The sequence below is a fragment of the Sulfurovum zhangzhouensis genome (assembly GCF_030347965.1).
Lineage (GTDB): Bacteria > Campylobacterota > Campylobacteria > Campylobacterales > Sulfurovaceae > Sulfurovum > Sulfurovum zhangzhouensis.
Genome location: NZ_JAQIBD010000001.1, coordinates 391,145 through 406,581, shown reverse-complemented (window position 1 = coordinate 406,581; position 15,437 = coordinate 391,145). Strand labels below are relative to the sequence as shown.

12 protein-coding genes are annotated in these 15,437 nt (G+C 38.6%); all 12 read left to right on the top strand.

The features are described from left to right. Nucleotides 1–134: 134 nt before the first annotated feature. The 12 genes from PGH07_RS02165 (at nt 135) to PGH07_RS02110 (ending at nt 15,391) form a co-directional block, all read left to right on the top strand. Nucleotides 135–1,190, top strand: a complete 1,056-nt coding sequence (locus PGH07_RS02165) for an FIST signal transduction protein (RefSeq protein WP_289412259.1) — start codon at nt 135–137, stop codon at nt 1,188–1,190. Further along, the gene (locus tag PGH07_RS02160) at nt 1,191–4,109 is read left to right on the top strand and encodes a sensor domain-containing protein (RefSeq protein ID WP_289412258.1); all 2,919 of its coding nucleotides are present in this window, start codon (nt 1,191–1,193) and stop codon (nt 4,107–4,109) included. A 61-nt stretch (nt 4,110–4,170) separates the two neighbouring features. Then, the gene (locus PGH07_RS02155) at nt 4,171–4,905 is read left to right on the top strand and encodes an outer membrane lipoprotein-sorting protein (RefSeq protein WP_289412257.1); all 735 of its coding nucleotides are present in this window, start codon (nt 4,171–4,173) and stop codon (nt 4,903–4,905) included. An 8-nt stretch (nt 4,906–4,913) separates the two neighbouring features. Then, nucleotides 4,914–6,131 (top strand): ABC transporter permease, encoded by a 1,218-nt coding sequence (locus PGH07_RS02150; protein WP_289412255.1) that lies wholly within the window; start codon nt 4,914–4,916, stop codon nt 6,129–6,131. After that, entirely contained in the window at nt 6,124–7,350 is a 1,227-nt protein-coding gene (locus PGH07_RS02145; protein ID WP_289412254.1) for an ABC transporter permease, read from the top strand. The genes PGH07_RS02150 and PGH07_RS02145 overlap by 8 nt, the downstream gene beginning before the upstream one ends. After that, nucleotides 7,351–8,022, top strand: a complete 672-nt coding sequence (locus PGH07_RS02140; protein ID WP_289412253.1) for an ABC transporter ATP-binding protein — start codon at nt 7,351–7,353, stop codon at nt 8,020–8,022. It begins immediately after the preceding gene. Next, on the top strand, nt 8,006–9,154 hold the full coding sequence (locus PGH07_RS02135) for a hypothetical protein (RefSeq protein ID WP_289412252.1): 1,149 nt from the start codon (nt 8,006–8,008) through the stop codon (nt 9,152–9,154). Before PGH07_RS02140 ends, PGH07_RS02135 begins: the two co-directional genes overlap by 17 nt. Nucleotides 9,155–9,238: 84 nt before the next feature. Then, nucleotides 9,239–10,426, top strand: coding sequence for a nucleotide sugar dehydrogenase (locus tag PGH07_RS02130; protein WP_289412251.1), 1,188 nt, complete (start codon nt 9,239–9,241; stop codon nt 10,424–10,426). Between the two features lie 12 nt (nt 10,427–10,438). Continuing rightward, nucleotides 10,439–11,515 (top strand): NAD-dependent epimerase, encoded by a 1,077-nt coding sequence (locus PGH07_RS02125; protein WP_289412250.1) that lies wholly within the window; start codon nt 10,439–10,441, stop codon nt 11,513–11,515. Nucleotides 11,516–11,585: 70 nt separating this feature from the next. Beyond that, nucleotides 11,586–12,203 (top strand): outer membrane protein, encoded by a 618-nt coding sequence (locus PGH07_RS02120; protein WP_289412249.1) that lies wholly within the window; start codon nt 11,586–11,588, stop codon nt 12,201–12,203. Between the two features lie 141 nt (nt 12,204–12,344). Next, the gene (locus tag PGH07_RS02115; protein ID WP_289412247.1) at nt 12,345–14,657 is read left to right on the top strand and encodes a GumC family protein; all 2,313 of its coding nucleotides are present in this window, start codon (nt 12,345–12,347) and stop codon (nt 14,655–14,657) included. Further along, nucleotides 14,654–15,391 (top strand): tyrosine-protein phosphatase, encoded by a 738-nt coding sequence (locus PGH07_RS02110; protein ID WP_289412246.1) that lies wholly within the window; start codon nt 14,654–14,656, stop codon nt 15,389–15,391. Before PGH07_RS02115 ends, PGH07_RS02110 begins: the two co-directional genes overlap by 4 nt. Nucleotides 15,392–15,437 lie beyond the last annotated feature (46 nt).

Below are 15,437 nucleotides of genomic sequence, written 5' to 3'. Positions count from 1 at the left end.
AATTTCCCAATTTTGACTTCAATATTTTTAATTATGTATTTGCATTTTATCAAGCAACTATGGTATGATAAAAAACATTGAATGAGTATTTTCTACTCTGTATTTCTTAGTTTAACAGTTGGAAGGGGAAGCCAATGTTAAAAAATTATTTGATCTCATCATTAGATGATTTTTTTCATATTTTTCAAAACAGTTCAAATAAGGTATTTCTGCTGGTCGGTGAGGACAGTGATTTCGAACATAGCCGTCTTACCGAATATAAAGGTGAAGTTTACGGAGCAATTTTTCCTCAAGTAATTTATGGGAACAAACACTTTACTGATGCAATTATTGCCATAGAGCTTAGTGAGAGTACAAATGTCGTACTCACTGCTTTTAACAGTTTCAGTAGTAGTGATATTGAATTAGATGGCAGTGATATTCTTGTTTTTGTCGATGGACTCTCATCTGGAGTCACAAATTTTTTAGAAGAGCTTTATGAGTCTACAGAGATAAAGAACAATATTCTTGGGGGAGGAGCTGGAAAGCTTACCTTGAAACAAGAACCGGTACTTTTTTCAAAAGAATATTTGATACAGGATGGCGCTTTGATCATCACAGATTCCTGGCATTTTTCAGTGGCAGTATCAAACTCCTGGGAGAAGATCTCAGGTCCTCATCTTGTAACAGAAGCAGATAAGCTTGAATTGTATACATTGGATTTTAGAGATGCATTTGAGGTATACAAAGAGGTTGTAGAAAAAGATTCCGGGAAAAGTTTTTCCAATGTAGATTTTTTTGAGCTTTCAAAATTCTATCCGCTTGGTCTATCACGTGTCAATGGTGAGCTTGTAGTACGTGATCCAATCTATCGTAAAGATGGGACTTTGGTATTGGTAGGTGATATTGATAAAAGTTCTATCATTTATATCCTCAAAGGTGAGAAAGAAAAACTATTAAATGCTGCGAAATCCGCTGCTGTTAATGCGATTTCAAACCAAGATAACTTTCAGAATGTTTTTATGGCTGATTGTATCTCTCGTGTACTTGTACTAGAAAGTGATTATGAAAGGGAACTTGAGTTTGTAGTACAGAGTATCGACAATGATGAAGTTACTTTACTTGGAGTACTAAGTCTGGGAGAAATAGCCAATGTCAATGAAGGGTACATTGAGTTTTATAATAAAACATGTGTCATTGGAGCATTTTAAATGAATAACTTAGAGCTTTTAAGTCTCACCTATGAATGTGAGTCATCTCTTGGAAAATCTTTGGATCTTCAGGAAATGGCAAGAGAATTTCTAAAGGTATTTCTCAAAAGAACATCTGCACTCTATGACGTACTATTTAAGTATCCACAAAGCGGTATGATAGATATCGTTGAACATAAAGGAAAAGAGAGATTTTATGATTTGGTTGTTAAGAACTTACCCATAAGATTAGGAGAATATGAAATTGTGCATGTAAAGGAGGATGAGCTTTTTTATTATATTCTCTATATACCTTTAGATAACCATATCCTTACACTTGTTTACAATGAAAATATTCATATTGATATACACACCATAGCAAATGTTTTCTATTCGCTTCGTCCAAAGATCGATCTTGGAATTAATGCCTGTTTGGAACATCAACGCATTATTGAACTTAATAAATATCTGTTGGAGCAAAAGAAGGTATTTAAAACGCAGGCACTGCGTTTTCAAGCGATCCTGGATCAAACGCCTTCGATTGCGGTTCAAGGGTATAATAAGCATGGAAAGTTGATCTACTGGAACAAAGCCAGTGAGGAGCTTTATGGTTACACCCGTGAAGAAGCATTGGGGATAAGTTGCGGGGATATTCTTATTCCCAAAATGATGCAGGAACAGATGAAGGTCTCCTTTGATAAATGGGTGAACAGCGGTATTAAAATGGTACCTGAGGAGTTGGTACTGCAAGACAAGTATGGTCAGGACGTCTATGTATACTCGCAGCGTGTGCTCATTGATATTGGTGATGGTGAGCAGGAAATCTACTGTCTGCAGATGGATCTTAGGCACATTAAAATGACAGAAGCCAAACTTAAAAAAAGTGAAGCAAAATTACTTGCAGCACAACAGATTGCAAAACTGGGTAACTGGGAGTGGAATCTACAAACAAATGAGATGCTTTGGTCTGATGAAATATTTAGGATATTTGGAGAGAAACCTCAGGGTTTTATACCCAACTATGATCTATTCTTAACATATATTACACCATCAGACCGTATAAGGATACTAAGAGCTACAATAGACGCAAAAAAAACTGGAAAAACACAAAGAATAGAGCATAAGATCACACGTAAGGACGGAAGCATACGCTATTTGCTCTCTTCAGGAAAAGGAATCTTCGGCAGTGATAGAAATTTTGCGACAATCATAGGAACTGCGCAGGATATTACTGAGCAGAAACAAGTCGAAAATATGCTCGAACAAAAGGCACAGATTATAGAGCAGATCCATGATTCTGTGATTATTATGGATCTCAAAGGGTATATTATTGAATGGAACAATACTTCTGTTTTTAATCTCGGATACAGTGCAGAGGAGATTATCGGAAAACACATCTCTAATCTTTATCCTAAAGATAGGAAACATTCTTTGTTAAAAATATTCGGTAAACTCAATAAATATGGTGTATTGCGTACTGAAATAGAGTTGAAAAATAAAAGTGGAGGACAGTTTTACGGAAACCTTCTACTCTCGTATTTGAAAGATGATAAAGGAGAGAAAAAATCAATTATTGCATACGTTGAAAATATCACACAACGTAAAAAAGCAGAAAGTGAACTCAGAAGACAAAAGAATATGATGGAATACCGCGCCTACCATGATGAACTAACCGGATTGCCAAACCGTTCCTACTTTCTTGAAGAATTGGAGCGTACGATCAATAGAGTCCGCCGTTCTGAGGGGTTAGGAGCACTTCTCTTTATTGACCTGGATCACTTTAAAGAGATCAATGATTCTCTTGGGCATAAACATGGTGACAGTGTCCTAAAAATCATAGCTAGCAGACTGGAAGAAATAGTGAGAAAAGGTGACTTTGTCGCAAGATTTGGGGGAGATGAATTTACCACCATTTTAGAAGATATAAAAAATATGGATAATGTTATCACTAAAGTACAGCAAATGATGGAGATACTTAATGCTCCTATCACGATCAATGAACATATACACTATCTCACCTTCAGTATTGGAATTTCACTTTTTCCAAATGATGGTGAGACTGCTGAAGTATTATTAAAAAATTCAGATGCATCGATGTACAAGGCAAAAGAGGAAGGGAGAAATACCTATGTATTTTACGAGCAGGATCTCACTAGAAAAGCATTTGAACGTGTTCTTTTAGCAACCAATCTTCGTCAGGCACTGAATGAGCATTCGTTTGAAATTTATTATCAGCCACAGGTGAATGCCATCACAGGCAAGATAATCGGTATGGAAGGGTTGATACGCTGGAAGCATGAGACAAAGGGCATGATCTATCCTTCAAAATTTATTTTAATTGCAGAAGATAACGGGATGATCATAGAGATAGACCGTTGGATGATGCAAGAAGGGATACAACAGGTCAGTCAGTGGTACAAACAGGGGTTAAATCCTGGAGTATTAAGCCTTAACCTTTCGATCAAACAACTTCAGGCAAAAGATTTTATCTCAATCCTTAAACAGATACTGTTAGAGAATGAGTGTGATCCCGGATGGATTGAATTGGAGATCACTGAAAGCCAGATCATGAACAATCCTGAATACTCTATTGAGATACTTCAACAGCTCAGTGATCTTGGTATAAAACTTGCGATTGATGACTTTGGTACAGGTTACTCTTCTCTCTCTTATCTCAAGCGTCTTCCTATCGATAAACTCAAAATTGATCAGTCTTTTATCCGGGATATCCCTACAGATAAAGATGATATGGCGATTGTGGAAACGATCATTACTCTTTCCAAGAGTTTGAAACTGGAGGTAATTGCAGAAGGTGTAGAGACAGAAGCGCAAAAAGATTTTCTTATTGAGCATGACTGTCTGAATATTCAGGGCTTTTACTATAGTAAACCGGTGAGTAAAGAAGAGATCCAGGAGATGTTGGAATTTCCAAGAGTATAAGTATAGTACATTCATTAGTACTTCAATTGTGATATACTATTAGCAGTTGAAGGGAGTAGCTATGAAAAAAATGATTCTGTTTTTGTCATTTATTGCTTCTTTTCTTATCGCTGACGAAGCTCAGACAATCATCAGTAAACTTGAAGACAATCTCCGTGGGAAAGATATCTATGCAAAAATGCAGATCATTGTAAAGACCAAACGCCATACGCGTACTATGATGATCGAAAGTTGGGGAAAAGGTAAAAAGAAGAACTTTACGAAGATACTTGCCCCTTCACGTGACATGGGTATCACTTTTTTGAACCTTGACAAACAGATGTGGCAGTATGTTCCGAAGATCGAACGTATTATCAAGATCCCTGCATCCATGATGCTGCAAAGCTGGATGGGAACAGATATCACCAATGATGATATGGTCAAACAAAGCTCACTGGTTGATGACTATCAAGTTTCTATCCTCAAAAAAGAGGGTCCCATCGTTACTCTTAAACTGATCCCTAAAAAAGAAGCGGCCGTTGTGTGGGGTAAGATCATTTCCAGAGTAGATACACGCTATTATGTAGAAGTGGAAGATCACTTTTATGATGATGACGGTGTTGAGGTTCGTGTGATGAAATACAGCGATATAAAGAAGTTCGGCACACACTATGTCACAACGACAATGCGTATTATCCCCTTGGACCCTGATAAACAAGGCAATGAAACGATGATCAAGATGCTTGATGTGACATTTGATCAGGGGATCAGTGAAGCTTACTTTAGTAAAAGTGCACTCAAAAGGTTCTCCCGTTAGGTGAAATGATGTATTCTCTGGCTTTGAAAAATATCATGTTTTATAAGGGACGGTCGCTTACAACGTTTATCTTGAGTATGCTCAGTACCTTGTTCTTTATCGTTTATGTGGCTTTTATGGATGGGAGCCATGAAAGTATGCTCAGAAACTCTTTAAACATCTATACGGGGGCGATCCAGGTTATGCATGAAGGGAATCATGAGAACCCTTCCTATGACACCTTATTGGAAAATGAAGCCGATGTGCTTTCCAGTCTTTCAACGATCAAGGGGATCAAAGCCTATGCGCCTAGACTGGAGTCATTTGCTCTGCTTTCTAGCAAAGAGGATTCTGTGGGAGCTATGGTTACCGGGATACTGCCTCAAAGTGAAATGAAGATATCCAAGCTCAAAGAAGCACTCACAGAGGGGCGCTATTTGAATGATAAAGATACTAATGCTCTCTATATCGGTGCAGAACTTGCCAAACGGTTCGGTGTCAAAGTAGGGGATGAGATCGCGTTGGTTGGTTCAGCTATAGACTACTCTTTTGCTGCAGATACATTTAGAATCGTTGGAGTGTTTAAAACAGGACTGTTCGAATTTGATGCCTCCTCGGCATTTGTCAACAAATCCTATTTTGATACATTGATGCTCAGCCAAAATATTGCATCCTATGTCGTCATTGCAGTAGATGATCTGGAAAAAGTAGATCAGATTGTCCATAAGATCAAACAGAATGTTGCACCAAATATAGAGGTAGACTCCTGGAAAATCTTGATGGCATCAATGGTGCAGGCGATGGAGGTAGACAGCCTTTTCGGATATATCTCTATGGGACTGTTTTTTGTGGTGATCTTTTTTGTGATCATGATCTTTGGTTTTATAAATATCAGCGGAAGGATCAGGGAACTTGGTCTGTTGGGTGCTTTGGGATTGAAAGCAACGGATATTTTATACCTCATGTTATATGAGACTGCGATACTGGCTCTGTCAAGTGTGATAGTCGGTATGGTGATAGGGGCCTACATGGCATACTATTTTGAGATACATCCTATTGTCATCGAAGGGATTGCAGAAACTTATAAGCAGTACGGTATTGTCACGGATGCTGTACCGACGCGGTTTGACCTTTTTACGATAGTTTGGAACACTGTAGTGGTATTGGTATTAAACTTCTTGGCACTGTTTTATCCTATCTATTATCTGAGACAATTTACACCAACCGAAGCGATGCATCATGTTTAAACTCAATCTCAAAATGGCATGGCTCAATATATGGCGTAGAAAGGTCCGTTCTACACTTGTGATCTTGATGATCGGTGTCAGTATGAGTGTTATGCTAAGTATTCAGGGGCTATATGATGGAATGACCAAGCATCTTATCGAGAGTACAATACGGAGCGAAAGTGGTGAAATAACGCTCTATGCACCTGCATACCGTCTGCAGCAGAAGCTGAAGTTTCATATCTCAAATACCAAAGAGATCTTAGACAGTTTAGAGAAAATGCCGGAAGTGAAAGCGATCTCGGAACGAATCAGGGTAATGGGCTTGGTTTCCACTGCGCATAAATCGACTATGGCAAAACTGATAGGTGTGGATACCAGTCAAGAGAATACATTTGGCAATTTTCAGGATTTTATCCTAGAAGGGAAATTTGTATTTGGAGAGGAGAAGAGCGGTGCAGTGATCGGTAAGAAACTGGCAAAGACACTTGGTGTTTCAATCGGTAGTAGAGTGATCTTCTCCGCTCAGGACATTCATGGAGAATTGAGTTCGGTCTCACTGCGTATCAGAGGCATTGTGCAGACAACAAATCAAGCGATCGATGATATGGCACTCTTTGTTGACTTGAAAAAGTCGGAATTACTTACAGGCTTGACTGATGGGGAGAGAACGGAGATCTCATTACGTGTAGATGATGGAGTAAATCTTAAAGATTTCAAATCAAAGCTCAAAGCACAGTGGCCTGGGTTGGAGATCTATACTTGGAAAGAACTTTATCCTGCATTGGTTCAGATGCAGCAGATGATGATGATATTTAACGGTATTACATTTGGAATCGTGATGGTGATGGTATTTATCGGTATTTTAGGGGTAATGTTTGTTTCTATCTTGGAGCGTATACGTGAGTTTGGTATACTGTTAGCGATAGGAGAACCCTACCGATACCTTCGGACGCAAGTGATTTTTGAAGCATTATTACTGGGAAGTGGAGGATATATCATCGGTAGTATTGCAGGGGCGATCGCACTACATTACCTGCAGTTGTATGGACTTGACCTGAGTGCATTTTCAGCTGGGCTTGAGGAGTTTGGAATGAACAGTATCCTATATGCAACCATGGAGTTTTACTACTTCACTTTTACACTGGCAGCGATCATTTTGGCCGCGTTGCTTTCTGTGATCTTGCCTTTAAGAAAGATCAAAAGACTTCATCCTATTGATGTAATACAAGGAGATTAAATGGTCGAACTTGAAAATGTCCATAAATACTTCTACAAAGGAACCGAGCGTGAAGTACATGCGCTTGATGGTATTTCACTGAGCATAGAAGAGGGTGAGTTCAGTGTCATCACAGGACAATCAGGATGTGGTAAAACGACATTACTTAATGTTATAGGCGCACTTGACAGTGTGAATAGCGGATCGATCATGATCGATGGAGAGGATATCACAAAGCTTAATCAGGATCAACGTGCGGATTTGAGGCTGCATCAGATCGGTTTTGTATTCCAAGCATACAATCTCGTGCCGGTATTGAGCGTTGCAGAGAATATTGGTTTTGTGATGAAACTGCAAGGGTATGGGGATGAAGAGATTCAAAGACGTATCAAAGAAGTAGCACAAATACTGGAGATCGATCATAAACTGACTGCAATGCCAAATCAGCTTAGCGGTGGACAGCAACAACGTGTGGCTGTTGCACGTGCTGTGGCAACAAAGCCTAAGCTTGTTTTAGCCGATGAACCTACAGCAAACCTGGATTCCAAAAACTCGCAACGACTGATGGAGATGATGTTGAACCTTAATCAGATAGAAAACACCACGATACTCTTTGCTTCACATGATGAGTATGTCGTAGAGATGAGTAGAAGACAAATTATCTTGAGTGATGGTCATGTGGAAAAGATGTAGTCTGATTTTTCTTTTGACACTTTCATTACATGCCTATGAGAATGAATTTCGTGTTGAAAACAGCAACTTTACTTTAAGTCAGGCAAGTCTTCCTGCGATATTTTCAGATAGTGAAGACCGATACCTTTATAACTATGACCGATTGAGAGTCTATGATACATTTACCTATGGGTCATTTTATACTACAGCGATCGTTGATCTTGTGAACTATGCGGGAGAATCATACATTAACAGTTTTGAGTTTGATTATATACGACAGCTTAAGCCTGATATGCCTTTTGATACCCGTAGCACTTTTCAATACTACGGCAGTGACCACGGTGTGATGTATGGCAAAATTCACAGACTTTATGGCGGATATGCCGATGAGAAACATCAGGTTACCGTGGGTATTCAGAAGATATCAATGGGAGTAGGGCATATCTGGACCCCTACAGATCTTTATAATCCCAAAAATTCTTTTGCTCTTGAACCCGATGAGGTCTTTGGTGTGTTGGCATTAAGCTATAGTTATGCACCCTCTGCGCTCAGTACAGTTCAGTCGATTGTGTCTTGCAGAGAAGATAAGAGCTTGAAGTATGGATTTCGATACAAAGCATTTTTGGATTTTGCCGATGTTGGGGTGAGTTTTATCTATAGTGATGAGATACGCATGTATGGTTATGAGATAGAAGGAGACTTTTTTGATACAGGTGCACAGTGGCGAAGCGAAGGAGGTTATTATCAAAGTAAAATATTGGATAAAGCTTTCTACCAAGCAATCTTGGGATTTGATTATGCATTTAAAAACGGTATCAACTTGACGGTGGAAGGGTATTATAGTTCTGATACATTCACCTATGCCCAGCAGTTGCTTTACTTCAACAATGAACTGGCAGCTAATTTAGTTCAGTCCAATGTCTATCTTGGGACATCACTCTCTTATGATTTTGATATTGCGTGGAGCGGTTCTTTGATGATGATAGCAAGTTTGGAGGATCAACTAGGCAGTTTTGTCGCTCCGACAGTTACTTACACAATGAATGACCACCATAAAGTAAGTGTAGGCAGTATGCTCTATTATGGTGAAAGGGGCAGTGAATTTGGAGCTTTTGGGCATACATACTATCTCAACTGGAAGTGGAGTTTTTAAAGTCATCACGGGCCTGTAACCAGTAATAACGGGCATATAATCAACCATTGGATATAATAATAGCCTTATTTATGAGGAGTCTAGATGAAAATAGCCATCGCAGGTACAGGATACGTAGGTCTTTCCAACGGTATTTTGTTAGCACAACACCATGAAGTAGTAGCTTTGGATATCATTCCGGAAAAAGTAGAGATGCTCAACAAGAAACAATCTCCTATCGAAGATAAAGAGATAGAAGAGTATTTGTCTGAGAAAACATTGAACTTTAAAGCAACACTTGACAAAGAAGAAGCGTATAAAAATGCTGACTTTGTGATCATTGCTACACCAACAGACTATGACCCTGAAACCAACTACTTCAATACAAAGAGTGTTGAAGCGGTGATCGCAGATGTTATGGCGATCAATCCTGAAGCAATCATGGTGATCAAGTCTACTATACCAGTGGGTTATACCAAGAGTGTAAAAGAAAAATTCGGTACGGAAAATATTCTTTTCTCACCCGAATTCTTAAGAGAAGGGAAAGCCCTTTATGACAACCTGTATCCTTCACGTATTATCGTAGGTGAGCGTTCAAAGCGGGCAGAGGTATTTGCAAACCTGCTAAAAGAAGGAGCGATCAAAGAGGATATTTCTGTACTTTTCACAGATTCTACTGAAGCAGAAGCGATCAAACTATTCTCCAATACGTATCTAGCGATGAGAGTAGCGTATTTCAATGAACTTGACTCCTATGCACAGGCGCATGGCCTGGATAGCAAACAGATCATTGAAGGGGTAGGGCTTGACCCGAGAATAGGAAGTCATTACAATAACCCATCTTTTGGATACGGCGGTTACTGTCTGCCTAAAGATACGAAGCAACTATTGGCCAATTACCATGATGTACCCAATAACCTCATTCAGGCAATCGTAGATGCCAATGCAACACGTAAAGACTTTATTGCTGATTCGATCATAGCGAAGTTAAAAGAACGTACCGGAGGAACAGACGGTGTGATAGGAGTGTACAGACTCGTTATGAAATCAGGAAGTGATAACTTCCGTGCTTCAGCGATACAGGGTATCATGAAACGTATCAAAGCCAAAGGAATTGATGTGGTTGTTTATGAACCGGTACTGGAAGAGGATGAGTTCTTCCACTCGAAAGTCTACAAAGATCTTGAGAGCTTTAAAAAAGATGCTGATGTAATTGTTGCCAATAGACTCTCTGACGACTTGATGGATGTGAAAGATAAAGTATTTACAAGAGATATATTTAGAGAGAACTAAGGATTTAAAGAGATGAAAATTTTGGTTACGGGAACAGCCGGATTTATCGGTGCTGCATTGGCTGAGAAACTGGCTGAGAGAGGAGATGAAGTTGTCGGTATTGATAATATCAATGACTATTATGATCAAAGTGTCAAATACGGTAGGTTGAAAAAAGCAGGATTTATCGAGAAACTGGAAGAAGGTAAAGATATCTCTTATGGAGAATTCCTCACATCAACTGTATATCCTAACTTTAGATTTATCAAACTTAACCTTGATGATAAACAAGAGATAATGAAGCTTTTTCAACATGAGGCATTTGATGCGGTTTGTAACCTCGCAGCACAGGCAGGTGTACGCTACTCTTTGACAAATCCTGATGCGTATATCGAGAGTAATATTATCGGTTTTATGAACCTTCTTGAAGCTTGCCGTCACAATGATGTCAAAAATCTTTCATATGCATCAAGTTCATCAGTCTATGGACTCAATGAGAACATTCCTTTCAGTACGGATGATAATGTGGATCACCCGATCTCACTTTATGCTGCCAGTAAAAAATCCAATGAATTGATGGCACATACCTATAGCCACCTTTTTGGGATTCAGACTACGGGGTTGCGTTTCTTTACTGTCTACGGACCTTGGGGTAGACCTGATATGGCGCTCTTTTTATTTGTAAAGGCAGCCCTTGAAGGGAAAAGTATTGATGTATTCAACCATGGTGAGATGTTAAGGGACTTTACCTATATCGATGATATCATAGAAGGTGTGATACGTGTGATCGATAACCCTGCACAGCCTGATAAAACATGGAACGGCAAAACCGGACGTGCTTCTACCTCTTCTGCACCATATAAAATTTACAATATAGGTAATCAAAATCCTGTAAAGCTGATGGATTTTATCTCAGCCATTGAAAATAAACTGGGTAAGACGATAGAGAAAAACATGCTGCCGATACAACCGGGAGATGTACCAGCAACATTTGCCAATGTTGATGACCTGGTTGAAGATCTTGGATATAAACCTGATACTCCGATACAAGAAGGCATAGACAAATTTGTGGATTGGTATCTGGAGTTTTTTGAGGTTGATCAAAAGTGAGTTCATCTGGAAACTAGATAGTTTTTGATAGACTTTTGACAAAAATTTAAACAATGGGAGAAGAAATCAAATGAAAAAAATGTTTTTACCTTTTGCAATGGTTGCTGCAAGTAATCTCGTAATGGCCGGTGGAGATCTGCAAGAAGCTGTAGAACCAGTAGTGAATGTTCCTGCAGTAGTTGAGGAAGCGAGTGATAATAACTTTTATGTAGGAGTTGGGATTGCAGCTGTGAGTGCAAGGGCTGCGGATGTAACTCCAAACCTATTTCAAGCTACAAAAGAACAAGACAGACTGGGGAATGTTGATCTGCTTGCAGGTTATGAGTTTCACCGTCATTTTGCTATAGAGGGAAGATATACTACATCATTTACACACGATGATTATACGAAAATGCGTGGCTGGAGTCTCTTTGCAAAACCGAAATATCCTGTAACTGAGGATTTCACAGTGTATGGATTACTAGGATATGGAAATGTGGAGTTGGAAGAATCAAATGGTTCTGGTATTGAGATGGATGAGAGCAGTTTCCAGTGGGGTCTAGGACTATCCTATATGTTCAATGAGAGTTTTGACTTTTTTGCAGATTATAAATTTCTTGCAAATGATCTTGATGGTGTTATTTATCAAGGAATTCCAACAAACGTCAGTGTAGATTCATTTACTGTAGGTGTGATCTACAAATTTTAAAAATAAAAGAGGTTACTCCTCTTTTATTTGATTACAGTTTTTGTGTATAGAGCTATGTCATAGCTTTATACAGAGAATACTGGATTTGTAATACAGTGTCTATATTACTTATAATTGATACTTTTATTCTGAGGGGATGTAATGAACAACAATATACATAGAATACAAGAGGATGAGATCGATATTAAAGAGATCTTTTCTACGATCTACCGCTACAAAGTAATGATCATCTTGTTTGTACTCATAGCTTTGATTGTGAGTAGTTATATTGCTTATTTTAAACCTAATGTCTATAAAGCATCTGCTACGGTTGAAGTTGGCATAGAAAGATATGGGTATATGGCAAGACAGGATATGCTCAGCATGGCAATGTCCGGTGATGCAGCCAATGCGGAAACTGAGATGGAGATCATAAGATCAAGGTTCCTATCGCAAAAAGCTGCTCAGGAAGTGGATGTAACACATAGATACTATACTACCCGCAGATTTAAAGAAGTGGAGCTCTATAAAGCTAGTCCGTTCCAAGTAGGTATGTTGAAAGGATACGGTATCTCTTTTGAGTTCTATCCTGTGAATGAGAAGTCATATCGGTTGGTGGTCGGGAAGGCTTTAGATGAGAATGGTGTTGAGTGGAGCTATGATAAGGTACATGAGTATGGGAAAGAAGTAGATACAGAGTATTTTCATCTCAATATCGTTCGTGTAAAAAAAGCAGCAGATAGTAAATACCGTTTTGTTGTGTTTGATCCTAAAGAGAGCGGTATTATTGCTCAAGGCGGTGTCAGTGTACAACAACTGTCAAAATTTTCCAATATATTACAGATCTCCTATGAAGATAATGTAGCATTGCGTGCAAAAGAATTTGCAGATGCGTTGGCAAGAGCGTATATTCAACAAAACATTGAAAATAAAACAGAAGAAGCAGAAAGGAAGCTGAATTTTATAGAAGAACAACTGAAGTACATTACAGAAAACCTCAAAAGTTCAGCAATGAGACTGGAAGAGTTCAAACGAAGTTCTCAGACTGTTGAACTCAGTGCCAAAGCACAAAAGACCATTGAACAGATCAGTGAGTATGAAAGTCAGCTTTCCATGGTGAGCATACAAGAAGAGTTGCTCAACACGCTTTATGAACAAATCAAGTCTGGAAAAGGGCTAGAGACAATTTCAATTGCCAATTTAAGTTTGAGTGATCCAAGTCTATCAGCGATGATCAAAAAACTGCAGGATACAACTATAGAAAAAAAGCTATTGAGTGAAGACTATACAGAAATGTATCCAGAGATAGTTAAGCTGACAAAAATGATCGAAGAACTTAAAAATGGGATTACGTCTACGGTTAAGAATTTAAAGCAGAGTACTAAAGAAAAAAGAGAATTATTAGAAAACTCTATAGCAAAACATAGAGCGGTATTGGAAAAACTACCGGCAGATGAAAGAATGTTTGGACAGTTACAGCGTAAGTTTGTGGTCAATGAGAAAATTTACTCTTATCTGCTTGAAAAACGCTCTGAAACTGCGATGGTGAAAGCAGCCACAGTAAGTAATAACAGGGTCATTGACCATGCACTCCATCCAGGAGGGCCGATCAAGCCTAAAAGAAAGTTGATCGTACTTGTCGGATTAATACTAGGTTTGATCGGTGGGATTGCAGTAGCTTTTTTAAGAGAGTTCCTGGATGACCGCATTAAGGATGAAGAAGAGATCACTAAAAGAACTTCGTTACCGCTTCTAGGAAATATTCCTCATATTCAAGAGGGTAAAGAGAGTGAAATAAAAGTATTTAATTCTCCAAAATCAGGTGTCTCTGAAGCGTTTAGAAACCTAAGAACAAACCTGCAGTTTATGTCATTTGAAAAAGGTAGTCTGGTTATTGCTACCACTTCAACTATCAGTGGGGAAGGAAAGACTACGGTGAGTATCAATCTTGGTGCCATAATGAGTATGGCGGGCAAGAAGACAATTATTTTGAACCTGGATATGAGAAAACCTACACTGCATGAGAGATTTGGTATTGAATTAGGGCAAGGACTTAGTTCACTTTTGGCAGGAAGAGCGATGTTAAAAGATGTGATCCAATCTACTCAGTATGAGAATCTTGATGTTATCACTTCCGGTCCGATACCGCCTAATCCTAGTGAGCTTATCCAAGGTCAGTTGATGGAAAAAGTGTTGGAGAAACTCAAAGAAGTTTATGATGTAATTATTTTGGATACTCCTCCTATCGGGTTGGTGACTGATGCAAGAACATTGATGACTTATGCAGATATCAGCCTTTACATTTTTAGGGCTAACTTATCTAAAAAAGACTATATTCATAACCTGGAAAAGATCACTGAGCTTAATGAAATACCAGGTCTTGGTTTGGTCCTAAATGATGTTAAAAGCGGGACAGGCAGTTACGGGTATGGCTATGGGTATGGCTATGGGTATTATGAGGAAGATAAAAAGTGATATTTTCTTTTTTTAAGAAAAAAAAGAAACACACCGAAGGTGTAGTTCGGGAACTGTGTACAGATATTCATTCACATCTTATTCCGGGGATTGATGATGGTTCCAAGGATATAGGTGAAAGTATCATACTGCTTAGAGCGATGAGCGAATTAGGATATAAAAAGGTTATCACAACACCTCATATTATGTCTGATGGCTATAAAAACACTTCTCAAAATATCTTAGAAGGACTAAAAGCATTACGCAGTGCTGCAAAAGGAGAAAATATTGATCTTGAGATCAATGCAGCAGCAGAGTACTACCTTGATGACGGATTTTATAATCAGTTAAAAGATCAAGAGATTCTCAGTGTAGGGGATTATCTGCTTATAGAGACCTCTTATATTTCTAAACCGCTGCAATTTGATGAAATGATCTTTGATATCCAGGCTAGCGGTTTTAAACCTATGTTAGCTCACCCGGAGAGATATCGCTATATCAAAGACCTAAAAAGAGAATATAAAGCCATGAAAGACAAAGGTATCTATTTTCAGGTCAACTTAAACTCATTTTCCGGACATTACGGGAAAGAAGCGAAACGAAAAGCAGATTTTTTAAGTAAAGCCGGAATGATTGATTTTTTAGGTTCAGACGTTCATCATATGAAACAGGTAGAGACCCTCAGTGAAGTTCTCAACAGTGAAATATTAAGTACAATTTACAGTAATAACACAATTTTAAATGACAGCTTATAGTTTAAAATAAGCTTTCATAAAGAGAGATATGAGTACCATTTTATCG

What these genes read in the sequence shown, in the direction of transcription:
- PGH07_RS02165 (WP_289412259.1), top strand. Translation starts at nt 135, where the DNA reads ATGTTAAAAAATTATTTGATCTCATCATTAGATGATTTTTTTCATATT.
- PGH07_RS02160 (WP_289412258.1), top strand. Translation starts at nt 1,191, where the DNA reads ATGAATAACTTAGAGCTTTTAAGTCTCACCTATGAATGTGAGTCATCT.
- PGH07_RS02155 (WP_289412257.1), top strand. Translation starts at nt 4,171, where the DNA reads ATGAAAAAAATGATTCTGTTTTTGTCATTTATTGCTTCTTTTCTTATC.
- PGH07_RS02150 (WP_289412255.1), top strand. Translation starts at nt 4,914, where the DNA reads ATGTATTCTCTGGCTTTGAAAAATATCATGTTTTATAAGGGACGGTCG.
- PGH07_RS02145 (WP_289412254.1), top strand. Translation starts at nt 6,124, where the DNA reads ATGTTTAAACTCAATCTCAAAATGGCATGGCTCAATATATGGCGTAGA.
- PGH07_RS02140 (WP_289412253.1), top strand. Translation starts at nt 7,351, where the DNA reads ATGGTCGAACTTGAAAATGTCCATAAATACTTCTACAAAGGAACCGAG.
- PGH07_RS02135 (WP_289412252.1), top strand. Translation starts at nt 8,006, where the DNA reads ATGTGGAAAAGATGTAGTCTGATTTTTCTTTTGACACTTTCATTACAT.
- PGH07_RS02130 (WP_289412251.1), top strand. Translation starts at nt 9,239, where the DNA reads ATGAAAATAGCCATCGCAGGTACAGGATACGTAGGTCTTTCCAACGGT.
- PGH07_RS02125 (WP_289412250.1), top strand. Translation starts at nt 10,439, where the DNA reads ATGAAAATTTTGGTTACGGGAACAGCCGGATTTATCGGTGCTGCATTG.
- PGH07_RS02120 (WP_289412249.1), top strand. Translation starts at nt 11,586, where the DNA reads ATGAAAAAAATGTTTTTACCTTTTGCAATGGTTGCTGCAAGTAATCTC.
- PGH07_RS02115 (WP_289412247.1), top strand. Translation starts at nt 12,345, where the DNA reads ATGAACAACAATATACATAGAATACAAGAGGATGAGATCGATATTAAA.